The organism is Pseudomonas sp. CFSAN084952 (assembly GCF_009648855.1).
In the GTDB taxonomy this organism is placed as follows: domain Bacteria; phylum Pseudomonadota; class Gammaproteobacteria; order Pseudomonadales; family Pseudomonadaceae; genus Aquipseudomonas; species Aquipseudomonas paracarnis.
Window position 1 is genome coordinate 1,204,574 of sequence record NZ_CP045767.1, and the last position, 26,880, is coordinate 1,231,453.

The 26,880-nt window shown below is 60.8% G+C and carries 22 protein-coding genes; 11 read left to right on the forward strand and 11 right to left on the reverse strand.

Annotated features, from left to right (window positions below; translation table 11 throughout):
- Positions 1–2: 2 nt before the first annotated feature.
- Positions 3–1,493 carry a PLP-dependent aminotransferase family protein gene (locus GH769_RS05630; protein ID WP_032901957.1) on the reverse strand — a complete coding sequence of 497 codons (1,491 nt, stop codon included), beginning with the start codon at positions 1,491–1,493 and terminating at the stop codon, positions 3–5.
- A 77-nt stretch (positions 1,494–1,570) separates the two neighbouring features.
- Here GH769_RS05630 and GH769_RS05635 point away from each other — a divergent pair, with 77 nt between their 5' ends.
- On the forward strand, positions 1,571–3,232 hold the full coding sequence (locus tag GH769_RS05635; RefSeq protein WP_032901955.1) for a M24 family metallopeptidase: 1,662 nt from the start codon (positions 1,571–1,573) through the stop codon (positions 3,230–3,232).
- Positions 3,233–3,768: 536 nt separating this feature from the next.
- Here GH769_RS05635 and GH769_RS05640 read toward each other — a convergent pair.
- The 6 genes from GH769_RS05640 to GH769_RS05665 all read right to left on the reverse strand — a co-directional run bounded on the left by GH769_RS05640 (position 3,769) and on the right by GH769_RS05665 (position 10,999).
- The gene (locus tag GH769_RS05640) at positions 3,769–5,508 is read right to left on the reverse strand and encodes a dipeptidase (RefSeq protein WP_032901953.1); all 1,740 of its coding nucleotides are present in this window, start codon (positions 5,506–5,508) and stop codon (positions 3,769–3,771) included.
- Positions 5,509–5,603: 95 nt separating this feature from the next.
- Positions 5,604–6,821 (reverse strand): phospholipase D-like domain-containing protein, encoded by a 1,218-nt coding sequence (locus GH769_RS05645; RefSeq protein WP_014717770.1) that lies wholly within the window; start codon positions 6,819–6,821, stop codon positions 5,604–5,606.
- A 56-nt stretch (positions 6,822–6,877) separates the two neighbouring features.
- Complete coding sequence (locus GH769_RS05650; RefSeq protein WP_003190096.1) at positions 6,878–7,525, reverse strand: MotA/TolQ/ExbB proton channel family protein; 648 nt, start codon at positions 7,523–7,525, stop codon at positions 6,878–6,880.
- A 25-nt stretch (positions 7,526–7,550) separates the two neighbouring features.
- Positions 7,551–9,836 carry a TonB-dependent receptor gene (locus GH769_RS05655; RefSeq protein ID WP_014717772.1) on the reverse strand — a complete coding sequence of 762 codons (2,286 nt, stop codon included), beginning with the start codon at positions 9,834–9,836 and terminating at the stop codon, positions 7,551–7,553.
- Positions 9,837–9,860: 24 nt separating this feature from the next.
- Positions 9,861–10,589, reverse strand: coding sequence for an energy transducer TonB (locus GH769_RS05660; RefSeq protein ID WP_032901949.1), 729 nt, complete (start codon positions 10,587–10,589; stop codon positions 9,861–9,863).
- Between the two features lie 2 nt (positions 10,590–10,591).
- Positions 10,592–10,999, reverse strand: coding sequence for a biopolymer transporter ExbD (locus tag GH769_RS05665; protein ID WP_014717774.1), 408 nt, complete (start codon positions 10,997–10,999; stop codon positions 10,592–10,594).
- A 190-nt stretch (positions 11,000–11,189) separates the two neighbouring features.
- Here GH769_RS05665 and GH769_RS05670 point away from each other — a divergent pair, with 190 nt between their 5' ends.
- Together GH769_RS05670 and GH769_RS05675 are read left to right on the forward strand one after the other, a co-directional pair.
- Positions 11,190–11,744, forward strand: coding sequence for a GNAT family N-acetyltransferase (locus tag GH769_RS05670; protein WP_032901948.1), 555 nt, complete (start codon positions 11,190–11,192; stop codon positions 11,742–11,744).
- Positions 11,741–13,315, forward strand: a complete 1,575-nt coding sequence (locus GH769_RS05675) for an alkaline phosphatase (RefSeq protein WP_032901947.1) — start codon at positions 11,741–11,743, stop codon at positions 13,313–13,315. Before GH769_RS05670 ends, GH769_RS05675 begins: the two co-directional genes overlap by 4 nt.
- A gap of 138 nt (positions 13,316–13,453) precedes the next feature.
- Here GH769_RS05675 and GH769_RS05680 read toward each other — a convergent pair whose 3' ends face one another.
- Positions 13,454–14,098 (reverse strand): serine-tRNA(Ala) deacylase AlaX, encoded by a 645-nt coding sequence (locus GH769_RS05680; RefSeq protein ID WP_032901962.1) that lies wholly within the window; start codon positions 14,096–14,098, stop codon positions 13,454–13,456.
- A gap of 89 nt (positions 14,099–14,187) precedes the next feature.
- Between GH769_RS05680 and GH769_RS05685 the strand changes: the two genes are divergently transcribed.
- Positions 14,188–15,120: a LysR family transcriptional regulator gene (locus tag GH769_RS05685; RefSeq protein ID WP_020301086.1), complete on the forward strand. Its 933-nt coding sequence runs from the start codon at positions 14,188–14,190 to the stop codon at positions 15,118–15,120.
- 138 nt (positions 15,121–15,258) lie between these two features.
- Here GH769_RS05685 and GH769_RS05690 read toward each other — a convergent pair whose 3' ends face one another.
- On the reverse strand, positions 15,259–15,666 hold the full coding sequence (locus GH769_RS05690) for a PA2817 family protein (protein WP_003190109.1): 408 nt from the start codon (positions 15,664–15,666) through the stop codon (positions 15,259–15,261).
- Between the two features lie 75 nt (positions 15,667–15,741).
- Entirely contained in the window at positions 15,742–18,189 is a 2,448-nt protein-coding gene (locus tag GH769_RS05695; RefSeq protein WP_032901946.1) for an acyl-CoA dehydrogenase, read from the reverse strand.
- Positions 18,190–18,379: 190 nt separating this feature from the next.
- Between GH769_RS05695 and GH769_RS05700 the strand changes: the two genes are divergently transcribed.
- The 4 genes from GH769_RS05700 (at position 18,380) to GH769_RS05715 (ending at position 21,557) form a co-directional block, all read left to right on the forward strand.
- Entirely contained in the window at positions 18,380–19,039 is a 660-nt protein-coding gene (locus GH769_RS05700) for a transglutaminase family protein (protein ID WP_014717780.1), read from the forward strand.
- Between the two features lie 56 nt (positions 19,040–19,095).
- Positions 19,096–19,713, forward strand: a complete 618-nt coding sequence (locus GH769_RS05705) for a glutathione S-transferase family protein (protein ID WP_032901945.1) — start codon at positions 19,096–19,098, stop codon at positions 19,711–19,713.
- A gap of 135 nt (positions 19,714–19,848) precedes the next feature.
- Positions 19,849–20,781: an ABC transporter ATP-binding protein gene (locus GH769_RS05710; RefSeq protein ID WP_014717781.1), complete on the forward strand. Its 933-nt coding sequence runs from the start codon at positions 19,849–19,851 to the stop codon at positions 20,779–20,781.
- Complete coding sequence (locus tag GH769_RS05715; protein ID WP_153649492.1) at positions 20,778–21,557, forward strand: ABC transporter permease; 780 nt, start codon at positions 20,778–20,780, stop codon at positions 21,555–21,557. Before GH769_RS05710 ends, GH769_RS05715 begins: the two co-directional genes overlap by 4 nt.
- A gap of 175 nt (positions 21,558–21,732) precedes the next feature.
- Here the strand turns inward: GH769_RS05715 and GH769_RS05720 are convergent, their stop codons facing one another.
- A complete protein-coding gene (locus tag GH769_RS05720; RefSeq protein ID WP_014717782.1) occupies positions 21,733–22,272 on the reverse strand; it encodes a TetR/AcrR family transcriptional regulator in 540 nt (179 codons plus the stop codon).
- Positions 22,273–22,363: 91 nt separating this feature from the next.
- On the opposite strand from GH769_RS05720, the gene GH769_RS05725 reads away from it, so the two are divergent.
- The 3 genes from GH769_RS05725 (at position 22,364) to GH769_RS05735 (ending at position 26,745) form a co-directional block, all read left to right on the forward strand.
- Positions 22,364–23,551: an MFS transporter gene (locus GH769_RS05725; RefSeq protein WP_153649493.1), complete on the forward strand. Its 1,188-nt coding sequence runs from the start codon at positions 22,364–22,366 to the stop codon at positions 23,549–23,551.
- A gap of 111 nt (positions 23,552–23,662) precedes the next feature.
- On the forward strand, positions 23,663–24,811 hold the full coding sequence (locus GH769_RS05730; RefSeq protein WP_032901943.1) for a TDT family transporter: 1,149 nt from the start codon (positions 23,663–23,665) through the stop codon (positions 24,809–24,811).
- A gap of 59 nt (positions 24,812–24,870) precedes the next feature.
- Entirely contained in the window at positions 24,871–26,745 is a 1,875-nt protein-coding gene (locus GH769_RS05735; RefSeq protein WP_014717785.1) for an MFS transporter, read from the forward strand.
- Positions 26,746–26,880: the final 135 nt, after the last annotated feature.

The following is a 26,880-nucleotide window of genomic DNA, read 5'->3' on the forward strand; positions in this document are numbered from 1 at the left end:
TTTCAACGCCTGCCTACGGCGTTCATCGCCTGGGCCAGGCGCCGCGTGGCTTGCTGGATTTCATCCCGGTCGAGGGAGGCAAAGCCCAGGCGCAGCGCGTTTACCGGCTGGTAGTCGGGTGAAAACTGACGACCGCTGCGCACCACGACGCCGTGGTCCAATGCGGCGCTTGCCAACTTATCGACGTCTATTTCTTCCTCGAAACGTACCCATAGCGCCAAGCCCCCCTCGGGTTCGCGTACCTGTATGCGAGCGCCAAACGCCTGGTCCAGGCAGTCCTGCAGCACGGATCGGCGCGCCCGATATTCTTTCGACACGCGGCGCACATGCTTCTTCAACTCCCCGTCATTGATCAGGTCTGCCAGCATGGCTTGAGCGACCGCGTCGGCATCGCCCAACATCAGCGCGGCATTGCGCTGCAGGGCTTCAATCACAGAGGTGGGCGCGACGATATAGCTGCAGCGGAACGTCGAGCCCAGCACTTTGGACAACGAGCCGATATACAGCACATGGCGTTGGGCGCGGTCACTGGCCAGCGGTAGGTAAGGGCGGCCACTGAAATGATATTCGTGGTCGTAGTCCTCTTCGATAATGCACAAGTCATGCAGCGCGGCCAACGCCAGCAAGTGTTGCCGGCGGGCGGCATGCAGGCTCACGGTGGTGGGGAACTGGTGATGGGGCGTGAGGTAAATCATGCGCACCTTGTGCTCACGGCATAAGCGCTCGACCTGGTCGGTGCGGCAACCTTCATCGTCGATGTCGACCGTGACCAACTGAGCCCCGAGCTGACGGAAAATTTCCCAGGCCGGTGGGTAGCTCAAGCGTTCCACCAGTACCACGTCGCCGGGCTTGAGCAGCAGGCTGGCGCTCAGGTACAGGGACATCTGGGTGCCCTGGGTCAGGCAGATATTTTCGGCAGTGACCGTCAGCCCACGGTTGTTACGCAGCATCTCGGCCAGGGCACAGCGCAAATGATAGCCGGTGCCCGCACTCCCGTAACGCACGGTATTGGAGGCGAAACTGTTGCGCAATGCATGGCGATAGTAACGGTGCAAAACGGCCTGGGGCAGCAGGCGGTGGTCGCTGGTGCCGTTGTCGAAAAACAGCGCGCCGTGTCGATGCTCAAGCGCGACCACTTGGGCGTTATGGGTGAAATAGGGTACCGCTGGTTGGTCCAGTAACTGCGGTGCGAAAGACGGTTGTGTAACGCTGGGCAGTTGCGTGGGTGTCAACTGCGCATTGACGAAGGTGCCACGGCGCGGCTCGCTGATCAGCCAGCCCTTGGTCATGGCTTCTTCGTAGGCCAGGATCACCGTCTTGCGGTTGACGTCGAGCAAGTGTGCCATTTCCCGCGTGCCCGGCAGTAACGTCCCGGGCGGCAGGCGGCCTTCGAGGATGGCATTGACCAAGCCTTCGGCGATCTTGCGGTAAGTCGCCTGGCTTGCACCTTCTTCAAGCCGGAGCAGTGGACGCCATTTACGCATCTGGACCATCTGAAGTATCCAAATCTGGAGGTTTTAATGGGCCTAGTCTAGCGCAACAATCAAGCCTTACTTATCCCGAGGTCTTTATGAATAAACGTCATGTCATCGAACTGTCGCCCTCGGGGAAAACCTTTGAAGCGGGCGATGAACTCTTGCTCGACGCCATGCTCGCCAGCGGCTTGGCCGTGCCGTTCTCCTGCCGCCGTGGCGCCTGCGGTTCGTGCAAGGTGGTGGTCGCCGAAGGTGCGTACCGGGCCAAGCGCCTTGCGCCGGGTGCGCCGGCGCCTTCTTATCCTCTGGCAGCCAATGAAATGTTGTTATGCCAGAGCCACGCCTGCGGCGACATGCGCCTGCGTATTCCCGGCTGGTCGCTGGATACGCCCGCGCTGGTAGTGGCGGCGCAAGTGCATAGCAAGCGTGCGCTGGGCCCCGATGTGATCGAGTTGGTATTGATACCCGAAAGCCCAGTGGCGGTGCGGCCTGGTCAATACCTCAAGTTCCGCCTGGCGGACGGTGACACGCGCTGCTTTTCGGTTGCCAACCTGCCCGCCGATGATGAAGGGCGGTTGATCTTCCAGATTCGAAGGGTGAGTGGCGGGTACTTTTCCGAGGGTATCCTGGGTGATCTCGGCGCGGGTGAGCGTCTTCACGTGGAAGGGCCGTTTGGTGCCTGTACCTGGCAGGACGATGAGGCGGCGCCCGTGGTCCTATTTGCCACGGGCACTGGTTACGCGGGCATCAAGCCTATCCTGCTGACCGCGCTCAAGCGCGATGTCGAAGTGACGTTGTATTGGGGTGGCGCGCAATCGGCGGACTTTTATGACAGCGCCTTCCTCGACCACGCGATGCTTGAGCATCCCCGTTTTCGCTGGCATCCCGTGCGGTCATCAGAGGGCAGGGTGCAGGAGGTTGCATCGGGTCACGGGCATCGCTGGGAGCAGGTCCAGGTGTATGCGTGCGGTAATGGTGCAATGCTCAGCCAGGTGCGCACCCATTGCCTTGAAGCGGGGTTGGCTAGCCACCGGTTTATCGCGGAGGCGTTTGTTGCCAGTGGTCGGTCAAGTGCGGAAACGGTTTCCCTGTCGTTCGACCCGGTCTGGGAGAAAGTCGGCCCGCGTTATTCCTTGGACGGCATGTTGGCTGCGCGGGAAAAATCCATGCGTGCCCTGGGGGCCATTGCCAGCCAGTTGAAGATCGGCATGACCACCGGCGAGGCCCTTGAGATGGCCGCAAGGCAACTGCAGGCCATGGGCGCTTCGCACACCTGGCATCCGACCTACATTCGTTTTGGCGCCGACACTGTGCGCCCACCGCGCGAGGGTGTTGATCGTCAGCGCAGGCTGCGCGCTAATGACATTGCCGTGGTCGATCTTGGCCCGGTGTGGGATGGCTACGAAGGGGACTATGGCGATACGTTTGTGTTCGGCGATGCGCCGTTGCACCAGTCCTGCAAAACGGCCGTGCACGAAGTGTTTGATGAAACACGCCAGGCGTGGCTGCGTGGCCTGACTGGGCGTGAACTCTACGACTTCGCCGAGCAGAGCGCCCTGTCCAAAGGCTGGAGATTGGCACGCAACCTGGCAGGGCACCGCCTTGCAGATTTCCCCCATGCGTTGTTCGAGAGCAAAGTGTTGGCTGACCTGGAGATCCCACCGAGTGAAATGGCCTGGGTGCTGGAAATACAGCTGTGCCATCCCACGGAGCCGGTCGGTGGTTTCTTTGAAGACATGCTGATGTTGCAAGGCTGATGTTGCCAAGTTGTGCTTGGCGCGATAGCCCTGCAAAGCGAGATCTCACCCACACCGCCGATCTCCTGTGGGAGCTGTCGAGCTTTAGCGAGGCTGCGAAAGCGGTGGTTCAGGCGCTGAAGAGGGTGCCTGTGCCGCCGCCATCGCAGCCTCGCCGGGGCTCGACAGCTCCCACATTGGGGCGGTGTTGTTGTCGGGAGTTGTGCTTGGCTCGATGGCCCTGCAAGGCGGGATTCCACATACACAGCCGATCCCCTGTGGGAGCTGTCGAGCTTTAGCGAGGCTGCGATAGCGGTGGTTCAGGCGATGAAGAGGTTGACTGTGCCGGCGCCATCGCAGCCTCGCCGGGGCTCGACAGCTCCCACATTGGGGCGGTGTTGTTGTCGGGAGTTGTGTTTGGCTCGATGGCCCTGCAAAGCGTGATTCTACATACGCCGATCTCCCGAGCTTTAGCGAGGCTGCGAAAGCGGTGGTTCAGGCGCTGAAGAGGGTGCCTGTGCCGCCGCCATCGCAGCCTCGCTGGGGCTTCAACTGGGTCAGAGCTTCGGCAATTGCCCGACGCGGCCCATCATTTCGGTGACGATCTGCAGGTCCAGCAAGAACTGTTCAACCGTCTTGAACTCACTGTCAGTGTGCCCGGTGTACTTCTCTTCCGGGCGGGCCAGGCCGAATTGCACGCCGTTGGGCAGGTCGTGCACCGAGGTTGCGCCGGCCGAGGTGCCGAACTTGTGCGCCATGCCCAGGTTTTCAGTGGCCACTGCCAGCAAGGCTTTTACCCATTCCCCTTCAGGGTTGCGGTACATCGGCGTGTCCAGCGAGTAAGTGAAGCTCACGTTGACCTTGGCGTTCTTGTCCCAGGTGTTCAGCTTCTGCTCGATTTGCGCCTTGAGCGCCTCCGGGGTTTTACCTTTCGGTGCGCGCAGGTTCACGGCCAGTTTGAAGGCTTTGTCATCCTGCCCCACAAACGTCAGCGAGGTGGTCAACGGCCCCATGAAATCATCCGCGTAGCCCACACCCAATTTGCCGCCCAGGTAATCCAGGCCCCAGTTGTCGGCCGCATACCGCGCGGCATCGGTGATGTGGTTGTGCTGGAGGGCGACCTTGCCGTCGAGGCTGTGGATCAGGTCCAGCATACGCGCCACCGGGTTGACCCCGGTTTCAGGCTCGGAGGAGTGAGCGGATACGCCGGTAACCGTGAGTTTGACGTCCTTGCCATCGACCTTGGCCGTCACCTGGAAATTGCCACCATTGCGCTTGGCATAGTCGTCACCGGCCTGTTGCAAGCTGGCGGCCAATTCGGCTGGCGTATCGCTGACCAGCGTGGCCACCGAGGCCGATGGAATCTGGTTGTTCGCCTTGCCGCCGGTCATCGCGATGATTTGCGCGCCTTTGCCTTCGCCCTTGCGCACCGGGAAGGTGGCCATGACCGTACCCGAGCCTTTCTCGGCGATCACCACCGGGTAACCGCCATCCAGCGCCAGGTTGTATTGCGGCACGGGATTGCGTTCGAAGTAGTAAGGAATGGCATCACCGGCGGTTTCTTCAGTGGTGTCCACCAGCAGCTTGAACGTGCGCGCCAATGGCAGTTTTTCTTCCTTGATGACTTTCATGGCGTACATCGTCACCACGATGCCGTTCTTGTCATCCTCGGTACCGCGGCCATACATGCGGTCGCCAATCAGCGTGACCTTGAACGGGTCGAGTTTGGTACCGTCTTGCAGCACCCAGTTTTCCGGGGTCACGGGCACCACATCGGCATGGGCATGCACACCCACGACGTCATCACCGCTGCCCTCCAGGGAAATTTCGTACACGCGGTTATCGACGTTACGGAAGTTCAGGTTGAAGGACTTGGCCAAGGCCTCGATCTTCGCCGCGATCTTGAGGAATTCCGGGTTTTTATACTGTGGCAGGCCGTCCACGTTGAACGTCGGGATTTCCACGAGTTCGCGCAGGGTTTCGAGCGCGGCTTTGCCGTACTTCACGCGGGTATAAATGCCCAGCAGGCGATTGATCTCGTTCTGCTGCTCGGCGCTCAGGGGTTTGTTGCCCAGAAACGCGCTGATAGCAGGGCCGGTGTCAGCCGATTTGCCCAGTTCGCTCTTGGCCAGGGTGCCGAGGAAACTGCGAAAATCGGTGGCCGAGTTCTCGCTGAAATGCTTCAGGATGGCTGCGCTTTGGTCTGCGGTGATGTTAGCGGATGCGGGAGTGGCAACTGCCGACAGGCTCGCGGCGAACAAGGTGGCAGCCACCAGTTTTTTCAGTGGAAAGTGCATGGTTAAAGGCATTCCTTTGCAGGTAGTGAGTAGGAGGTTTCTGACGGAAGAGTCAGAAACATTTCCACACACTACCATTACTCAGGTGCCCAAGGTCAATGCTGGCCAGGATGGGCCGCGGGATACTCCTCCGTCACGCTCAAGGCTCTAGCGTAAGGCCCATCCCACAGTTGTTCATGCAATTGGCCTACGCGCTTGGCCATCGCCTCACTGCGCATCACCACTTCCAGATTGCGCGAATTATCCAAGTAGCCGCCCAACCAATTGCTGGTGCCGACCCACGCCACTTGGCCGTCGATCTCCATGGTTTTGCTGTGGATCACCCGCGCATAAGGGATGAAGCCTTGCTTGGCTTCGGGCAGGGTGACGATCTTGATCTCGACATTGGGCAGTACCGCCAGGCTCTTGAGATAAGGCAGTTCCAGCGGGTCGGTGTTCCAGTTGGATACCATCAGCTTGATCAACACGCCACGGGCAGCAGCAGCGCGCACGGCGTTGTCGATCACCGCGTAGTACGGCCGGGTTCGATCCGGTCCGTAGGACAGCGGCGCGTAGTCGAGCAATTGCACGCGTACTTCTTTTTTGGCTTCGCCCAGCAGGCGCGGCAGTTCCAACTGTGAGTCGCCCACGCCGGGCGGGTTGTAGCGTTGCGGGCTGGCCACCAAGTAGTTGCCGGTACGTGCGGGTGCCGGGCCACTGGCGGGTAGCGGCACCGGTTGTTTACCCGCCAGCGCGGCCTGGGCTTGCCAGTCTTGCTCGAAGATCGCCTGCACCTGGCCCACCACCGTTTCGTCAGTGATGCGCAGCCCGGTTTCGTGGATATGCTCCAGGGCGCGCCAGTCGAAATTCTGACTGCCGACAAACGCCTGCTTGCCATCCACCAGCAGGTACTTGGCGTGGATGATGCCGCCGCTCAGTTGCCCGTAGGGCAGCACGCGCAAGGTCAGGTTGGGAATGGCGCGCAAGCGTTCCAGGGTGGCGGCATCCGACAGCTTGATGCCTTTTTCTTCGAGCAGGAAACGAATCTTCACGCCGCGTTTGCCGGCGGCTTCCAGGTGTTCAAGCACCGTGTTCATCACCGAACCAGGGTGGTCCGCGGCGTAGAACTGGCCGATATCAATGCGGCTTTTGGCGCCGTCGAACAGCTCGATCCATACCGGGCCGGGCTGTCGCAGATCGTCGGTGCCCAGGGCGGTGTCCACGGGTACGGTATGCACCAGTTCAAAGCCTGGAATGGAAAAGTCCGCCTGGGCCAGCGGACTGAGGAGCAAGCCGGTGAGGCCGGCGATACGCAACTTCATCGAAAGGGACATAAGCGTCTCATCGCACCAAAGGAAAAGGCGAGCGCCCAAGGCGCCCGCCCTGTAGGTCAAGCCGTGCGGCTGTGCAGCGGGGTGGGCACGCGATGGGGCACTTCATCCTGTGCGCGGGCACCGGTGGCGGCGCGGATCAACAGGATCTTCAACTGGTCGTTGATGCGCTCCAGGCTGTCTTGGAAGAAGTTGTGAAACACCACGCAAAACAGTGCGATGGCGATACCTAATCCCGTGGCGAACAACGCCGTCCCGATACCCCCGGAAATCTGCCCTGGGTCCGACACGCCCGCGGTGGCCAGTGCCTTGAAGGTGTCGATGATGCCGAGAATGGTGCCCAGCAGGCCCAGCAGCGGGGCGGCGGTGGTGATGGTCTCGATGATCCACAGGCTGCGGGCCAGTGGGGCGCGGGTCTTCAGGTACTGGGTATCGATTTCGTCGTCCAGGTCTTTGCGCGAACCGTGGGTTGCCTTCTGGGCCAGCACCGGCAAGATCATGTTCAGCGGCAGGCTGTCGCGACGGGTCAGGTTTTCCGGCAGGTCACGCTCGCTGTGCACATTGGCGCCCAGGGCGTCGATCAATGCGCGTGCCTGGCGGCGTACGTAGGCGAAGTAGATACCGCGTTCGATGGCGATGAAGATCGCAATGGCCATCGCCGCGTACATCACATAGAAGGTGACGTCGTGGAGCAGGTTCATATCCATGATGGTGTTCCTCTTGGGGTGAGTCTTAGAAATTCGCTTCCAGCGAAACCGTGACGGTACGGTCCAGGCCGACGATGTACGCCGGGTCGCCATCGCGGAAGCCGCTGTAGCTGGCCGCGTTGGTCTTGGTGGTGTACACGCCGTCCAGGTATTTCTTGTCGAACAGGTTGTCGACGTTCAGGCGCAGGGTCGCGTCCTTGACCACCTTCTTGTCCACCGGCAGGTAAATACCGGCGCCGAGGTTGAACACGGTGCGACCGGAAATCGCCTCGTCGTTGGTCAGGTCGCCGTAGAGCTTGCTGGTGTACTTGCCGCCGAAGGTGCCGTAGAAGCGCCCGTCGTCATAACCGATGTTGGCCGCCAGCATGTTCTTGGGCACGTTGGCGAACTGCTTGCCGCTGGTGGGCAGCACGATGGGTTTGCCGGCGTTGTAGACGGTCAGGTCATCCTGCTGCTCGGCCTTGGTGTAGGTGTAGGAGGTGTAGTAATTGAAGTGGTGGGGCAACTGGCCGCTCCACTCCAGCTCCAGGCCTTTGTTGACCACGGAGCCGGCGTTGATGTCGGCAAAGTCGCCGTTGATGTCCCGGGACGACACCTGGCGGTTCTTGAAGTCCATGTAGAACAGGGTGGCGGCCAGGCTCATGTCGTCGCCGCTGTAGCGCCAGCCCAGTTCATGGTTCCAGCTGGTTTCCGGCTCGGCGTCGATCGAGCCGGCGCCTTTGTCGTAGAGCACGTAGTTCTGCGGCACGCGCATGTTGCGCGACACGCTGTAGAACAACTGGTCACGCTCGTCCAGCTGGTATTTCAGGCCGGCGTTGGGCAGCAGTTTGTTGTAGGTCTGGTTACGTTTTTCCGGGCGTTCGTTGAGACTGCCGTGGTTGGTGCCTTCACGCTCGACGTTCATGTAGGCCAGGCCTGCGATGAAGGTCCAGTCCGGGTTGATGTACCAGGTGTCCTGGGCCCAGACCTTTTGCGCTGGCGTCACGGTGAAACGGTCGCGGCCCTGCACGGTGTTGCCGTTGGCATCGACGATGGCGCTGTTGGAGTCCGGCCAGGTGTCCACTGGCTTGCCGTTGCTCTTGAGCGGAATGAACGGCTGGGTTTGACTCTGGCGTGCGCGCTCGTACCAGTAGCCGAATTGCAGGCTGTGGTCGCCAAGGTCCCAGGTCAGCTTGGTGGTGATACCCGGACGCCAGGTTTGCGTGCGTGAAGGGCGGTAGTACACGCCGCTGTTGGGTGTGCCGTCGGCGTTGTATTGGGCGGCCGTGGGCAGGTTGCCGAGGTCGAACACACCGCCCTGGTTGGAGCCACGGTTGAGGGCATAGCTGGATGAACCGACGCCGCTGCCATTGCCCCAGTAGTAATACGGGATCACGGACAGCGCGAGGTTATCGGCCAGTTTGAACTGGGTGTTGAGCACGGCGGTGAAGGTCTGGAACGGGTTCTGCGCCAGGGCGTAATAGCTGTTGTATTTGCCGTTGCTGCCCACGCTGGGGGTGGCAGGGTAAGGGTCGTACTTGCGGCCATATTGCTGGAACTGCGCCTTGGTCAACTGGCTGTAACTGTTGTTGTCCTGCTCGTGGTATTTGAGGATCAGGTTGGCGGTGTTGCCATTGCCGGCGTCGAAAAAACTGTTCCACTCCACCTTGTCCGCGCGTACCGCGCCCGAGCCGCGCCACATTTCACCTTCTGTGTGGGACACCGACAGCCAGTTGCTCAGGCCGTTGATTTCGCCGGTGTTGAGGCGGGCAAAAGTCTTGCGCGTGGCGTTGCTGCCGACGACCTGTTTGACGAAGGCACCGGTTTCCTTGGTCGGGCGAATCGTGACGATGCCAATGTTGCCGCCGCTGGAACCAATGTGCGGGCCGTCGGATTCCGCAGCGCCCTGGGTGACGAAGATCTGGTCGATGTTTTCCGGATCGCCCAGCAGGTTGGAATACAGCGCGTAGTTGCCCGAATCATTGATCGGCATGCCGTCCACCGACATGCCCACCTGGTCGGAGTTCATGCCGCGCATGGTGAAGCGAAAGCCCGACAGGCCAGTGTTGTCTTCACTGGAGATGTTCAAGCCGGGGGTGTACTTGAGCTTGTCGATGGCATTGCCGGTGGCCGCCTGTTTATCCAGTGCTTCCTTGGTTACCGTGGAGCGGCCCTTGATGCTTTCCTCCGGCACCATGTAACCGCCTCCTGCGGTCGCCTTGCCTTGTACCCCAATGGTGCCGACGTCACTGTCGCTGGTCTCTGCCATGACCATTCCCTGGGTCATGCTGGTCGCGGCCACTAGTGCCAGATGAATACGGGTGAACTTCATCACTGTCGTCCTGGTGTCGGGTGCTTATTGCACGCTGTAGTTGAAGGTGGCGGTGAAGCGCTGCTCATTGCGCCCCCCGAAGGCTTGCTCGGGGAACGGTTTGACTTGCTTGATGCGACGCAAGCTATTGGTGGCGGCCCGGTTGAGCAGCATGCTCGAGGCCTGGGTTTGTAAACCCGAGTCGAGGACACGGCCTTGACGGTCTACCAGCAACCACACCACCACCTCGCCGCTCGGGCGTTCGAGGGACGCCTGGCGCCCGGTGGGGTACTGCTTGTAGGTGTCCAGTTCGTTGCGCAAGCCTTTGAGGTAACCGCTTTCCAGGGCCTGGCCATCGACCTTCGGTGGCGCCGGTGGGGCAGGCGTCGGTGCCGCTTGGGTGACGACGGCCGGGGCTGGCTTGGCGGCCACCGGTGGCGGCGTCGGCACGGGCTTGGCGACCACGGGGGCAGGCTTGGGCACAGGTTTTGGCTTGGGTTCAGGTTTGGGTTTGGGCAGCGGCTTGGGCGGTGGCGGCGGGGGCGCCGGCTCGGCCTCTTCCTCTTCGATCATCGGCGGCGGCGGTTCTTGCTCCACCACCGGTTCCGGTATGACTTGCGGTTCCGGCTCGACCAAGGCCAATTCGACCGCCGACTCGTCATACACCGGCTCGACCTTCAACGTCTGGGACTGGATACCCAGTGCAATCAGCACCAAGGCGATCAGGGCCGGCACACTGCCCAGCAGCTGACGCACGCGAAACAGAGCGTACATGGTCAGGACTTACGCGTAGCAATGGACACGGAGGTGAAGCCACCCAGGCGCAGGGTGTCCATCACTTCCACCAGGCGCGAAACCTCCACGCCTTTATCGCTGTTGACGATGATCGTCGACTTGGTATCGGGCTTCTCGGCCGCCTTCAGCGCCGGCACCAGGGCCTCCACCGTCAGGTCCTTGCCGTCCAGTTGCAACTGGCCTTCCAGGCCCAGGGTGAGGATGAATTTGTTTTGCGGCTTGAGCTGCTGCGAACTGCTGGCGCTGGGCAATTGGGTCTTCATGCCGAGCGCGGGAATCACGTTCAGGCTCACCAGTACGAAAAACACCAGCAGGAACATCATCACGTCGATCATCGGGATCAGCTCGATGTGCGCCTTGCGTTTCTTGGGTTCGTCCCAGGTTCTCATTCCGTTACCCCGTCATTGAATTAGGGGCAAAACGCTAACAGCCAAAAATGACCGATTGGTTAACTTTAATTGACCGTTTAGAGGCTCTAGGACGCGTCTTTCAGAAAACTTACCGGTCAGTTTTCGGGCGTAATGAAACTGACACTCGGGGCCTCCATGCTTGAGAAATTTATCTTGAGAGCCGGCTCCCATGCCCACTGCACTGCCTCAATTGACGACCCCGCGACTGCTGTTACGCGCCCTGCATATGCACCAGGCGCAGGTGCTTTTCACGCTTGCCAACGGGCCGAAAATTGCCGACAACACGGCGAACATTCCATCGCCCTACACCTTGGAAACCGCGCAGGATTTTATTGCGGGGATCGCTGACAAGTACCGCACCGGTGAGCTGCTGAACCTGGGGATGCATGTGCGCGGCACCGACGAATTGGTCGGCATGGTCAGCCTGCGCATTAATGCTCGCCATCACTATGGGCATTTGGGTGGCTGGGTGGCAGCGCACTGCCGTAACCAGGGGTATGCGGCTGAAGCGGCGAGTGCGGTGATGGACTTCGGCTTCGAGGCGCTAGGGTTGCAGCGCGTGGGCAGCCAGTGTTTCGCGCGCAACAAGGAATCGGCGCGGGTCATGGAGAAGATCGGCCTGCGCTATGAAGGCTGCATGCACCAGGCGTTCCTGAAGAACGGCGTGTATGAGGACTTGCTCGGGTTTGCCAGCGTGCGTGATGACTGGGAGCGCTGCTTGTGAGCGGCGACGTCGACCACGGCCGACGCCGGGTCCTCGGCGGGTTGGTGGTCGCTACCGCCTTTTCCATCCTCAGCCCGTTTGCGCGCAGTGCCGGGGTGGATTATCCGTTCACCCTCGGCGTGGCTTCCGGCGACCCGTTGCCAGATGGCTTTGTGATCTGGACGCGCCTGGCGCCGTTGTTCAATGCTGCGGATGGCCGTGTCGGCCTCAGTCGCTCGGTGCCGCTGCGTTGGCGGGTAGCCAGCGATGCGGCGATGACGCGCATTGTGAAGCAGGGCGAAGTATTGGCGACGCCGCGTTTCGCTCATGCGGTGCATGTCGAGGTGGCGGGGCTGGCGGCAGATCGGCCGTATTGGTACCAGTTTGAAGGGCTCGGTGCGCAGAGCCCGGTGGGCCAGTCGCGCACGATGCCGCCGTTGCAGGCCATGGCCTCGGCCCGGCTGGGGTTTGTGTCCTGCTCGCATTGGGAGCGCGGTTACTTCAGCGCCTACCGACACCTTGCCGCCGAGCAGCCGGACCTGGTGTTTTTCCTCGGTGATTACATCTACGACAGCTCCTATGCGGCGGAGTCGGGCAAGGTGTTTCGTTCTCACGGCAGCGGCAACGCGCAAAGCCTGAGTGATTACCGCAACCGCTACGCACTCTACAAGACTGATCCAGACCTGCAGGCCCTGCACGCCGCAGCCCCTAGCATCGTTACCTGGGACGACCACGAAGTACAGAATGACTACGCCAACCGCTGGTCCCAGGACCCGAAAGTGGCGGTGGCGCAGTTTCTCAAACAACGCGCGGCGGCTTATCAGGCGTTTTACGAACACATGCCCCTGCGTGCCAGCAGCGTGCCGAAGGGGCCGGACATGCGCATTTACCGGCGCCTGGATTACGGCCGGCTTGCGCGTTTCCATGTGCTCGACGGTCGCCAGTACCGTTCCGAGCAACCGTGCATCGCGGCCAATGGCAGCCACCAGGGGCATATTGTCACCGCCCCCTGCAGCGACCTGCGTGACCCTGGCCGCACGTTGCTCGGCTGGCAGCAGGAAGCCTGGCTGGACCAGGGCTTTGCCCAGTCTGGAGCGCAGTGGAATGTGATCGCACAAGACCTGCTGGTGGCGCCGCTGATGCAGCGTGACCTCACCAACCATAAGCTTGGCCGCTGGACCGATGGCTGGGATGGCTACATGGCGAACCGCTCACGGATGCTGGCGTCGATCGTGCGCAATCGCGTGAAGAACCCGGTGTTCTGGGGAGGGGATATTCATTCGTTCTGGGCCACCGACCTGCATGCCGACGCAGAAAGGCCGGACTCGGCGGTGGTCGCCACCGAGTTTGTTGGCTCGTCGGTGACCTCCGACGGCCCGCCCTATGACGCGTTCATGAAGATCATGCCGCTCAACCCCCATGTGAAGTTTTTCGACAGTCGCCAGCGTGGGTATGTGTCGGTGGAGTTGGTGGCCAATAGCATGTTGACGAATTTTCGTACGATCAGTGATCCGCGTGACCCGGCGGCGACGGTGTCGACGTTGAAGTCGTTCGTGGTTGAGCCGAGCAGGGCGGGGGCGATTGCCGTGTAGCCTGTTTCTTTGGGGCGATCCAATGTGGGAGGGGGCTTGCCCCCGATAGCGGTGTGTCAGTCACTGCATCTGCTACTGCACTAACGCTTTCGCAGGCAAGCCAGCTCCCACAGGGGAACTGAGCTTAACTGAATGGCATTAAGGCAAGCCTCCCCCCACATTGATTTCATAGCGCACCGAGAGTGCGCCTTTTTTCTCCGACAACGCCAGGATCGTTACCTGGCCCAGTTCGCTCAACGCTTGAACATGCGTACCGCCACAGGCGTAAGCCGGTAATTCGCCGAAGCCGACTTCGCGGGTGCCATCTTCCAGCGTCATATAGCGGGGATAGTCGGCGGCGATCCATGTGTTGACCCACTGCTGGAGCGTCTGCGCATCCATGTCTTGCGCGGTCTGGCCACGGATAAAGGTGATCTTGCCTTCGCCGGGCCAGTGGTGAGCCTTGATCGGCATCCAGCCCAGGCGTTCGCCGGCATTGCCAATCAAGTGCCCCGCCGAATGCAGGCGGGTGTGCAAGGCGCGCCGCTGTGCGTCGACTCGTGCAATGGCGGGTCCTGGTTCCAGGGGCTGGTCGACGTAGTGCACCACCTGTTCGGCTTCCTGCACGACCCGCAGTACCTGGCTATCGCCGAGCCAGCCGGTGTCGAACGGCTGGCCGCCGCCTTGGGGGTGGAAAATGGTCGACTGCACAATCACGGCGAATTGCTCTTCGTGCGGGGTGCAACTGAGCACTTCCAGCTCGGCCGTCAGGTGGTCGTGGGTAAAAAACAGGCGCTCGGTCATCATCTACATCCGCATCAGGGTTCTGTGGGCAGTATAAATAGTGCGCAGATGGGTGATAATCCGCTCAATTATCAATGGACCTGTGCGTCATGAGCATCAATCTTCCTTTACCGTTATTGGGTGAAATGGCGATTTTCGTCAAGGTCGTGGAAACCGGCAGCTTCTCCGAAGCGGCGCGGCAACTCAGCGTTTCACCTTCGGCGGTGAGCCGCAGCATCTCGCGCCTGGAACAAGCCCTGGCCACGCGCCTGCTGCAACGCACCACGCGCAAGCTGCGCCTGAGCGAGGGCGGCGAGGAGGTGTTCAAGCGTTGCCAGGAGATGGTCAATGCGGCGCGCTCGGTGATGGAAATCAGTGGGCAATTTACCCATGAAGCCGAGGGGCTGGTGCGGGTCAGTGTGCCCAAGGCGGTGGGGCGATTTGTGGTGCACCCGCATATGCCGGAATTTTTGCGGCGCTATCCCAAGGTGGATGTGCAATTGATCCTGGAAGATAGGCATGTGGATTTGATCGACGACAACGTCGACTTGAGCATCCGCATCACCGACAGCCCACCGCCAGGCTTGGTCGGGCGCCAGCTGTTGCCCATCGAACATTTGTTGTGCGCGACGCCGCAATATCTGGCCGAGCACGGTACACCGAGCCATCCCCATGATCTGCTTGGGCACAGTTGCATTTATCTGGGTGAAACACCGGGAGATTCACGCTGGAAGTTTCGCCAGGCTGGCAAGGCGGTCACGGTCGGCGTACGCGGCCGGTATGCGGCGAACCACACCGGGGTGCGGCTGGAGGCGGCGTTGCAGCATGTCGGGATTGCCAGCTTGCCGTATTTCACCGCGCGGCATGCATTGGAAGCGGGGGAGTTGGTGCAGGTGTTGCCGGGGTGGGATTTTATTGCCTCGTACCATGGCGAGGCGTGGCTGCTGCATTCGCCCACACGTTACCTGCCGCCGAAGTTGCGGGTGTTTATCGATTATCTGGTGGAGTGCATGGCCAGGGAGCCCACGCTGCACCGACGGTAGGAGCGCGGTTGCTCGTTCCCACCCTCTGCGTGGGAATGCCACCTGGACGCTCCGCGTCCTGCCTTTATGCCTGTGCACGGGTGACGCAGAGCGTCACAGGATAGGTTCCCACGCAGAGCGTAGGAACGAGCATAGTCGTCAGTGTTTGCTCTGGTCCTGAGGCATCGCCAGCAGCTGTTTTTCCTGGTTCCAGTCGAACGGTTCGTCGTTCTGTTCGGCTTCATAGCGACGTTCTTCCAGGGCCTGGTACAGGTCCAGTTCTTCGTCGGGCATGAAGTGCAGGCAGTCGCCGCCAAAGAACCACAGCAGGTCGCGGGGCACCAGGTGGGCGATTTGCGGGTAGCGCAGGATGACCTGGCTCATCAGGTCCTGGCCCAGGTACTGGCTTTCGATCGGGTCGATTGGCAACAGGGCGCGCAGTTCGTCGAAACGCTCCAGGAACAGCGAGTGGCTTTCCTCGGGTACCTGTTCGGCTTCGCCGACGGCAACCAGGATGCTGCGCAAGTGGTCGAGCAAGACGAGATGATCGGCAACGACGTTGGACACGAGATAAGGCCTCTAAAGCAAAAACGGGCGCGAGAGTATAAGCCTCTCGCGCCCGTTTTTATATGACCGCTCGACTCAGCGGACTTTACCTTCTGCCTGCATCAGCTCTTCCTTGCTGAAATCATCCACGTCGATCACCTTGCGTCGCGCCGCCTCGGCATCGCGCAGGGTTTGCGCCTCGGCCGGTTGCAGCACGCCGGCCTGCAGGGCCGCGTCGATGGCATGCTCGCCGGCAGCCGGCTTGACCTGGCCGCTTTTGAGCGCGCTGTGGAGTTTTTTCTGCAAGGGGTGGCTGGCACCGAGCAGGTCGTAGGCATGTTGCAGGGCGCCCACGGGATCTTCTGCTGATTGCGGGCGATAACAGCCGGCCAGCAATTCTTCCAGGGTCGGGTCGCCCTTGGCGCGGCCGATCACGGCTGCCACTTCGGCATCCAGCGCATCGGACGGGCCGGTATGACGACGCCCGAATGGGAACACGATCACCCGCAGCAGGCAGCCCAGCACCTTGTTCGGGAAGTTGCTCAGCAGCTCATCCAGTGCGCGTTCCGATTCGCCCAGGCTTTCTTCCATGGCCCACGCAAATAGCGGCTCCAGATGGTCCGGCGAGTCCAGGTCGTGATAACGCTTGAGCGCCGCCGAGGCCAGGTACATGTGGCTCAGCACATCACCCAGGCGGGCGGACAGGCGTTCGCGGCGCTTGAGTTCGCCACCCAGCAACATCATGCTCAGGTCGGCCAGCAGGGCAAACGCAGCCGCCTGGCGGTTCAGGGCACGGAAGTAGCCCTGGCTCAACCGGTTGCCCGGGGCTTTTTCGAAGTGCCCGAAGCCCAGGTTCAGCACCAGGGTGCTGGCGGCGTTGCTGACGGCAAAGCCGATGTGTTGCATCAGCAGGCCGTCGAATTCCTTCAACGCCTGGTCATGGTCTTCGCGGCCGGCCAGGGCCATTTCCTTGAGCACGAAGGGGTGGCAGCGAATGGCGCCCTGGCCGAAGATCATCAGGTTACGCGAGAGGATATTGGCGCCTTCCACGGTGATGAAGATCGGTGCGCCCTGCCAGTTGCGGCCCAGGTAGTTGTTGGGGCCCATGATGATGCCCTTGCCGCCGTGCACGTCCATGGCGTGGCTGATGCACTCACGGCCACGCTCGGTCAGGTGGTACTTGAGGATCGCCGACAACACCGACGGCTTCTCGCCCAGGTCCACGGCGTTGGCGGTGAGCATGCGCGCACTGTCCATCAGCCAGGCGTTGCCACCGATGCGTGCCAGGGCTTCCTGGATCCCTTCGAAGGCCGACAGCGGTACGTTGAACTGTTCGCGCACCTGGGCGTATTGGCCGGTCACCAGGCTGGTGAACTTGGCAGCGCCAGTGCCGACGGCGGGCAGCGAGATCGAACGGCCGACCGACAGGCAGTTCATCAACATCATCCAGCCCTTGCCGAGCATCTCCTGGCCACCGATCAGGTATTCCAGAGGGATAAACACATCCTTGCCGAAGTTGGGGCCGTTCATGAAGGCGGCGCCAAGCGGCAGGTGACGACGGCCGATTTCCACGCCAGGGGTGTCGGTAGGAATCAACGCGAGGCTGATGCCCAGGTCCTCTTCCTCACCCAGCAGGTGGTCTGGGTCATAAGCCTTGAAGGCCAGACCGAGCAAGGTCGCGACCGGGCCGAGGGTGATGTAGCGCTTTTCCCAGTTCAGGCGCAGGCCGAGGGTTTCCTTGCCTTCCCATTCCCCTTTGCAGATCACCCCGGTGTCGGGCATGGCGCCCGCATCGGAGCCGGCCAGCGGGCCGGTGAGGGCGAAGCACGGAATGTCGTCGCCGCGGGCCAGGCGCGGCAGGTAGTGGTTACGTTGTTCGTCGGTGCCGTAGTGCAGCAGCAGTTCGGCGGGGCCGAGGGAGTTGGGGACCATCACGGTGGAGGCCAGGTCACCGCTGCGGGTCGCGAGCTTCATGGCGACCTGGGAGTGGGCATAGGCGGAGAAGCCCTTGCCACCGTACTCCTTGGGAATGATCAGGGCGAAGAAACCATGGGTCTTGATGTGTTCCCAGGCTTGCGGCGGCAGGTCCATGGCCTGGCCGATTTCCCAGTCGCTGACCATGGCGCAGAGTTCTTCGGTGGGGCCGTCGATGAACGCCTGCTCTTCCTCGGTCAATTGCGCCTTGGGGTAGGCCAGCAATTTGTCCCAGTCGGGGCGGCCACTGAACAGTTCGCCATCCCACCATACGGTACCGGCATCGATCGCATCGCGCTCGGTCTCGGACATCGGCGGCAGCACTTTCTGGAACCAGCTGAACAGCGGCTTGGTGAAGTATTGGCGGCGCAGGTCGGGCAGCAACAAAGGCGCGGCCACCACGGCCAGGAGCACCCAGAAGATCAGCAGCAGCCAACCCGGTGCGTGGCTCCAGGCGCCCATCGCCAGCAGGTAGACGGCGACCACGCCCAGGGCGGGCAGGGGGGCAGTACGGCGGTGTGCCAGGTAGGCAATGCCGACCACCAGCACCAGTATCCACAACAACAGCATATTCAATCCTCCGTGAACCAGGGGCGAAACCACCAGGGAGCTTAGTCGGCATCCGAACAAGCCGGGTGATCAGGGTGTAACAAGGTGTACTGGGCAACCCATCAGCCGGCGCCGGCATTTGGCCGAATCGTCGTTATCTCTCTGGCAGGCCTGGTGGTTAAACTCCAGGCTCCCCTCGGAGATCAAGCTCATGAATACGTACTTGAGTCCCAGCCGCTTCATCGATAGTGACCACCCTGTGGTGGTGGAGTTCGCCGAGAAACATCGCGGAACCCGCCCGGATTTAAGTGACCAGGCAGTCAGTCTTTACTACGGGGTGCGTGAGGCCATTCGCTACAACCCCTATACCTTCAGCCGTGACCCCAACACCTTGAGTGCCAGCTTCGCCCTGGCGGCCGGCGAAAGCTACTGTGTGCCCAAAGCTACGTTGCTCGCCGCTTGCGCGCGCCACTGCGGCATTCCCGCACGCATTGGCCTGGCGGACGTGCGCAACCACTTGTCCACACCGCGGCTGCTCGCGCTGCTCAAGAGTGACGTGTTCGCCATGCACGGTTATACCGAGCTTTACCTGAACGGCCGCTGGGTCAAGGCCACTCCGGCGTTCAACCAGCAACTGTGCGAGGTGTTCGACGTGCCGCCGCTGGAATTCGATGGCCTGCACGACAGCGTGTTCCACGCGTTCAATCGCCAGGGTCAGCGTTCGATGGAGTACGTGGTGGACCACGGGCAATTTGCTGACGTGCCTGAAGCATTTTTCTTCGGGCATATCCGTCAGTGCTACCCGCACCTGTTTGCCGACGATGCGCCCACCCTGCTCGGCGATATGCAGAGCGATTTAAGCCGCGGCTGAACCGGCGTATGCTGCTGCCTTCATCCAGCCAAGTTCATCCACAATAAGGCGCGGTCATGCTGAAGATCTGGGGTCGTAAAAATTCATCAAACGTCAGGAAAGCACTGTGGTGCGCCGAGGAACTCGGCCTGGACTATGAAGCAATTGATGCGGGCGGGGCTTTTGGTGTGGTCGATACCCCCCAATACCGGGCCATGAACCCCAATGGCCGGGTGCCGGTGATCGAAGATGGCGACTTTGTGCTGTGGGAGTCCAACACCATCGTGCGTTACCTGTGCGCCAAGCAGGCATCGGACTTTTACCCCAGCGACTTGCAAGCCCGGGCCAACGCCGAAAAGTGGATGGACTGGACCACTTCCACGCTCGCCGACCCGTTCAAGGCGGTGTTCTGGGGCATCGTGCGCACCCCGGCTGACCAGCAAAACTGGGACAGCATCAATGCCGGGCGCCAAGCCTGTATCGACGCGCTCAAAACCGTCGAACAAGCCCTCGCCGAGCAACCCTACCTGTCCGGCCAGACGTTCGGCATGGGCGATATTCCCTTGGGCTGCTTCATCTACGCCTGGTTCGAGATGCCCATCGAACGCCCGGCAATGCCGAATCTGGAGGCCTGGTACCAGCGCTTGCAACAGCGCCCGGCCTACCGCAAGGCGGTGATGACCGCGTTGACTTAATACACACTATTAATACGGGTGACTGTACTTGTGCGGCATGGGCAAGCACCATGCTCGCATTGCATCGCCGGTTGAACTACCTGCGGTGTGCCCTCATCTATTCTTTCTATTCCCTTCTTTGGTGCGTATTCCGATATGAGTTCCGCTCTGTCCATCCGGCAGCTAACCAAAACCTACGGCAACGGTTTCCAGGCCCTGAGTGGTATCGATCTGGACGTTGCCGAAGGTGACTTCTTCGCCTTGCTGGGCCCCAACGGTGCCGGCAAATCCACCACCATCGGTATTCTCTCCACCCTGGTCAACAAGACCAGCGGCACGGTGAATATCTTCGGGCATGACCTGGACAAATCCCCGGCGGCGCTCAAGCGCTCCATTGGCGTGGTGCCCCAGGAATTCAATTTCAACCAGTTCGAAAAGACCTTCGACATTGTCGTGACCCAGGCTGGCTACTACGGCATTCCGGCGAAAGTCGCCAAGGAACGCGCCGAGCAGTACCTCACCCAACTGGGCCTGTGGGACAAGCGTGACGTGCCTTCGCGCTCGCTGTCCGGTGGCATGAAGCGACGCCTGATGATCGCCCGTGCCCTGGTGCATGAGCCGCGCCTGTTGATCCTCGACGAACCTACCGCCGGCGTGGACATCGAACTGCGCCGCTCGATGTGGACCTTCCTCACCGAACTGAACGAGAAGGGCATCACCATCATCCTCACCACCCACTACCTGGAGGAGGCTGAGCAGTTGTGCCGCAACATCGGCATCATCGACCACGGCACCATTGTCGAGAACACCAGCATGCGCAACCTGCTGGGCCAGTTGCATGTGGAAACCTTCCTGCTCGACTTGAAAAACAATCTCTCGGTGGCGCCGCAGTTGCTCGGCTACCCCAGCCGGCTGGTGGACAGCCACACCCTGGAGGTGCAGGTGGATAAGGCCATGGGCATCACCGCGCTGTTCACCCAGCTGGCGACTCAGAACATCGAAGTGTTGAGCCTGCGTAACAAAACCAATCGCCTTGAGGAGTTGTTCGTGTCCCTGGTGGAAAAAAATCTGGCGAAGGTGGCGGTATGAGTTCCGAACTGCAACCCAACCTTGTCGCGCTGCAAACCATTGTCTATCGCGAAGTGAAGCGCTTTACCCGGATCTGGCCGCAGACCCTGCTGCCGCCGGCGATCACCATGGTCCTGTACTTTGTGATCTTCGGTAACCTGATCGGCCGGCAAATCGGCGACATGGGTGGTTTCACCTACATGGAGTACATCGTGCCGGGCCTGATCATGATGTCGGTGATCACCAACTCCTACGGCAACGTGGTGTCGAGTTTCTTTGGCAGCAAGTTCCAGCGCTCCATCGAAGAGCTGATGGTCTCGCCGGTGTCACCGCACATCATCCTCATCGGCTACACCCTGGGCGGCGTGTTGCGTGGCCTGATGGTGGGGGTGATCGTGACGCTGCTGTCGCTGTTCTTTACCCACCTGCAGGTGCATCACCTGGGGGTCACCATTCTGGTGGTCGTGCTGACGGCGACGATCTTCTCGCTGCTGGGCTTTATCAACGCCGTGTTCGCACGCAACTTCGATGATATTTCCATCATCCCGACCTTCGTGCTGACGCCGCTGACCTACCTGGGCGGGGTGTTTTACTCCATCACCTTGCTGCCGCCGTTCTGGCAGACGGTGTCCCTGGCCAACCCGGTGCTGCACATGGTCAACGCCTTCCGCTACGGCATTCTGGGCGTGTCGGATATCAAGATCAGTGTGGCGATCACCTTTATGATCGTTGCGACCGTGGTGCTGTATATCGGTTGTGCGCGGTTGCTGGTGAGTGGGCGTGGGATGCGTACATGATGTGGGATTGGAAATAACAAAACGGCCTCATCAGAGGCCGTTTTTTATTGGATGCACACCGAACAAATGTGGGAGCTGGCTTGCCTGCGATGGTATCGACTTCGCTTGACGGGTGTACCGAGGTGTCTGCATCGCAGGCAAGCCAGCTCCCACATTTTGTGTCGGCGCACGCGCTTCAGTTTTTCAGTGCCAGCTCGATCAGGGCATGCAGTTCTTCTACCGCCAAAGGCTCTGCCGAAAACAGAATACGAAACACCGTAGGTGCGGCGAGCAGGTTGATCAGATGGTCAACGCTCGGTGGCTGTTCCTGCGGGTAGCGGTCAACAATCACCTGCAACTGCCCACTCAGGATGCTCACGCAATACCCTGGCGTCGGGCTGCTTTGCACGTCGCGCATCATGTTGCGGCCTACGTCCGAACTCATCTCATCCAGGTATTGCTCGGCCCAGGCTTGCAGGTCGCCACGCAGGCTGCCGGTGTTGGCCGGTTCGGTATCGGGACGCATTCGGGCCAGGGCGACGTCGGCGAGCAGTACTGACAGATCGCCCCAGCGCCGGTAAATGGTCGACGGCGTGACGCCTGCACATGCCGCAATCATCGGCACGGTGACACTGGAACGCTCATGGGCTTCCAGCAATTCGCGCACCGCTCTGTGGACGGATTCTTGTACCCGGGCACTGCGGCCCCCCGGGCGGAGGCCTTCTTTGATCGCCATGGGCAAGACCTTAACACAAAGAATTTGCTTTAAGCGCCAGCGAATAGCACACTGCACAAAAGCAAAATATTAGCTTTAGCGGAGCGTGCCCATGTCCAGTGTCATCTCTCAGCGGTCCAGCCTGGCGTTTCTAGTGATCATGGTGCTGACCTTTCTCGCCGCCTCCAGCGCGCCGACGCCCTTGTACCAGGTGTACCAAGACCACCTGCATTTTTCGGCGGCCATGCTCACGGCCATCTTTGGTGTCTATGCCGTGAGCCTGCTGGCGGCCCTGCTGACGGTGGGGTCGCTCGCGGATTACCTGGGGCGCAAGCCGGTGATCTTCGCCGCGCTGCTGCTCAATAGTGTGGCGATGCTGCTGTTTATCCACGCTGACAGCACCGCCTGCCTGCTGGCCGCCCGCGCGTTACAGGGCTTCGCGACTGGCACTGCCACAGCGGTATTGAGTGCGACGCTGCTCGATACCGACCGCGTCCGCGGCCCGATGCTCAACAGCCTTGCACCGATGCTCGGCATGGCCAGTGGTGGCCTGGGCAGCGGGTTACTGGTGGAGTACGCGCCATGGCCAACCCAATTGATCTATTACACCCTGCTGGGCTTGATGGTGATGCAGGCTCTCTATGTATGGCGCCTGCCTGAAACGGTCAGTCGTATACCCGGCGCCTTGCAGTCCCTGGCGCCAACCCTGCATGTGCCGCCGCAGGCGCGCCGCGCCTTGTGGCTGGCGATGCCATTGAATGTGGCCGTGTGGGCGCTGGGTGGGTTCTTTTCCTCGTTGGCGCCGTCGTTGGTGCGCGTCGCCACCGGGTCGACCTCGCACTTGATCGGCGGCGGGCTGGTGGCGGTGGTGACCTTGAGCGGCGCGGTGATGATCTACAGCCTGCGCAATCACGCGGCTGACAGGGTGATGCGCTTGTCGGCTGCACTGCTGGCCGTGGGCGTGGGGTTGCTGCTGGTTGCCGTAAACACCGCCAGCCTGTGGCTGTTCTTTGTCGCCAGTGTGATCGCAGGCCTGGGCTTCGGCGGCGGTTTCATGGGCAGTGTGCGCAGTATCGTGGGCCTGGCGTTGCCCCATGAGCGGGCGGGCCTGATGTCGGCGTTCTATGTATTGAGCTACCTGGCGTTCTGCGTGCCGGCGCTGTTGGCGGGTAACCTGAGCCGCGTCTTTGGCCTGATCGCGACCACGGACGGCTACGGTGCGGTGCTTATCTTGCTGTCTCTCGGCGCGCTTGTTGGGTTGTTGTGGCGGGACACGGCGCAGGCAAGGGCCAGCGCATGATTACGATTAATATAGGTAAAATAGATAACAGTTAGAGATATTACCCGTTATATAGATATTCGATCAGGTTCTATCATGGCCCCAACCTCAAATGAGGAAGAGGATTAACCCATGACCTGCTCGACCACTCACCGCTACAAACCCTTCAGTCACTTGGCCCGTCCCCGGGAAGTGATTCGCCAGTTCACCCCGAACTGGTTTGCCGCGACCATGGGCACCGGTGTGCTGGCGCTGGCCTTGGCCCAGCTGCCAGTCAGCCTGCCAGGCCTGCATGCCGTCGCCGAGGGCCTGTGGCTGTTCACCATTGGCCTGTTTGTGCTGTTCAGCGTGCTGTATGCCGCCCGCTGGGTGATGTTTTTCCACGAGGCGCGGCGCATCTTCGGGCACTCAACGGTCTCGATGTTTTTCGGCACCATCCCCATGGGGCTGGCGACTATTCTCAACGGCTTGCTGCTGTTCGGCCTGCCGCGCTGGGGCGGTGATGTGATCCCGTTGGCCGAAGCCTTGTGGTGGCTGGACGTGGCCATGTCCCTGGCCTGCGGCGTGCTGATCCCGTTCATGATGTTCACCCGCCAGGAGCACAGCATCGACCAGATGACCGCCGTCTGGCTGTTGCCCGTGGTGGCGGCCGAAGTGGCAGCGGCCAGCGGTGGCTTGCTCGCGCCGCACTTGGCCGGTGCCCATTCGCAACTGGTGATGTTGGTGACCAGCTACGTGTTGTGGGCGTTTTCCCTGCCGGTAGCGTTCAGCATTCTGACCATCCTGATGCTGCGCATGGCCTTGCATAAGTTGCCTCACGCCAATATGGCAGCGTCGAGCTGGTTGGCCCTGGGCCCGATCGGTACCGGTGCCTTGGGCATGTTGCTGCTCGGTACGGATGCCCCTGGGATCTTCGCCGCCAATGGCCTGGCCAGTGTCGGTGAAATGGCCCACGGCCTGGGCCTGATTGCGGGCATTACCCTGTGGGGCTTCGGTTTGTGGTGGATGTTGATTGCGGTGTTGATCACCCTGCGTTACCTGCGCGCCGGTATCCCGTTCAACCTGGGCTGGTGGGGTTTTACCTTCCCATTGGGGGTTTACGCCTTGGCCACGCTTAAATTGGCGAGCCTGTTACAGCTGGCGTTTTTCAGCGTGTTTGGCAGTGTGCTGGTGGTTGCGCTGGCGCTGATGTGGCTGATCGTGGCCAAGCGCACCGTGCAGGGCGCTTATAAAGGCGAGCTTTTTGTTTCGCCTTGTATTGCCGGGCTAGCGAATAAGTAAGCAGGATTAGGTAAAGTCGTGGCCTGATAAATAAAGGCCACGCAGGAACACGGACGACGATGAGCCATCCTTCCCAATTTACCTTGCTGCGCACGCGGCGCTTCTTGCCGTTTTTCATTACCCAGTTGCTGGGCGCGTTCAACGACAACATCTTCAAGCAGTCGCTGATTCTGGCCATCCTTTACAAGCTCACCATCGAGGGTGACCGCTCCATCTGGGTCAACCTGTGTGCTTTGTTGTTTATCCTGCCGTTCTTCCTGTTCTCGGCGTTGGCCGGGCAGTTTGGCGAGAAATTCAACAAGGACGCGTTGATCCGCGCGATCAAGATCGGCGAGATCGTGATCATGGCGGTGGGCGCGACGGGTTTTCTGACCAATCATCTTGAACTGATGCTGCTGGCGCTGTTTGCCATGGGCACTCACTCGGCGCTGTTCGGCCCGGTGAAGTACTCGATCATGCCCCAGGCCTTGCACGACGATGAGTTGGTGGGCGGCAACGGCCTGGTGGAGATGGGCACGTTCCTGGCAATTTTGGCGGGCACCATCGGTGCCGGGATCATGATGTCTTCCACCCATTACGCGCCGGTGGTGGCGGTGGCGATTGTGGCCGTGGCGGTGCTGGGCTACCTGGCCAGCCGCAGCATCCCGCGCGCAGCGGCGTCGACACCGCAGCTGCGCCTGGACTGGAATATCTTCACTCAGTCGTGGGCGACGTTGCGCATGGGCCTGGGGCAGACGCCGGCGGTGTCGCGCTCGATTGTCGGCAACTCATGGTTCTGGTTTGTCGGCGCGATCTACCTCACGCAAATCCCGGCCTATGCCAAGGAATGGCTGTACGGCGACGAAACCGTGGTGACCTTGATCCTCACGGTGTTCTCGGTGGGCATCGCCCTGGGCTCGATGCTGTGCGAAAAACTCTCCGGGCGTAAGGTGGAAATCGGCCTGGTGCCGTTTGGTTCGTTTGGCCTGACCGTGTTCGGCCTGCTGCTGTGGTGGCACTCCGGCGGCTTCCCGCAGAACGTGCAAGCCAACGATTGGCTCGCGGTGCTCAGCTACGGCCAGGCGTGGTGGGTGCTGTTCGATATCCTCGGCCTGGGTGTGTTCGGCGGCTTTTACATCGTGCCGCTGTATGCGCTGATCCAGTCGCGTACCGCCGAGAACGAACGGGCTCGGGTGATCGCGGCCAACAACATTCTCAATGCACTGTTCATGGTGGTCTCGGCCATCGTGTCCATCCTGCTGTTGAGCGTGGCCAAGCTGTCGATCCCCGAGTTGTTCCTGGTGGTGTCGCTGCTCAACATCGCAGTTAACACTTACATCTTCAAAATCGTCCCCGAGTTCACCATGCGCTTCATGATCTGGCTGCTCAGCCATTCCATGTACCGCGTGGAGCATCGCAACCTGCAAGCCATCCCGGATGAAGGCGCGGCGTTGCTGGTGTGTAACCATGTGTCGTTTGTCGATGCGCTGTTGATTGGCGGTGCAGTACGTCGGCCGATTCGCTTTGTCATGTACTACAAGATCTACCGCTTGCCGGTGCTCAATTTTATCTTCCGCACCGCTGGTGCGATTCCGATTGCGGGGCGCCATGAAGACATTCAGATCTACGAACAGGCGTTCGCGCGCATTGCTCAGTACCTCAAGGATGGCGAGTTGGTGTGCATCTTCCCGGAAGGCAAGCTGACAGCCGATGGCGAGATGAATGAGTTTCGTGGCGGGGTGACACGCATCCTGGAGGAGACGCCGGTGCCGGTGATCCCCATGGCGTTGCAGGGGTTGTGGGGGAGTTTCTTCAGCCGCGATCCGAACAAGGGCTTTTTCCATCGGATCTGGTCGCGGGTGGTGTTGGTGGCGGGTGAGCCGGTGGAAAGTGAGACGGTGACACCGAATGCTTTGCACGCATTGGTTGGAAAATTACGCGGAAGTTTAAGGTAGTTTTTCGTCGGTAATGGAGGCTCATCAACGATCCGGATTGTGCGCTGGTCTGGTGCTTGATGAGTATCTTCTGCACAGGCGTCGGTAAATTTCCACTCGGTTTCAGGAACGTTTTCGGTCCGTAGCACCACCTAA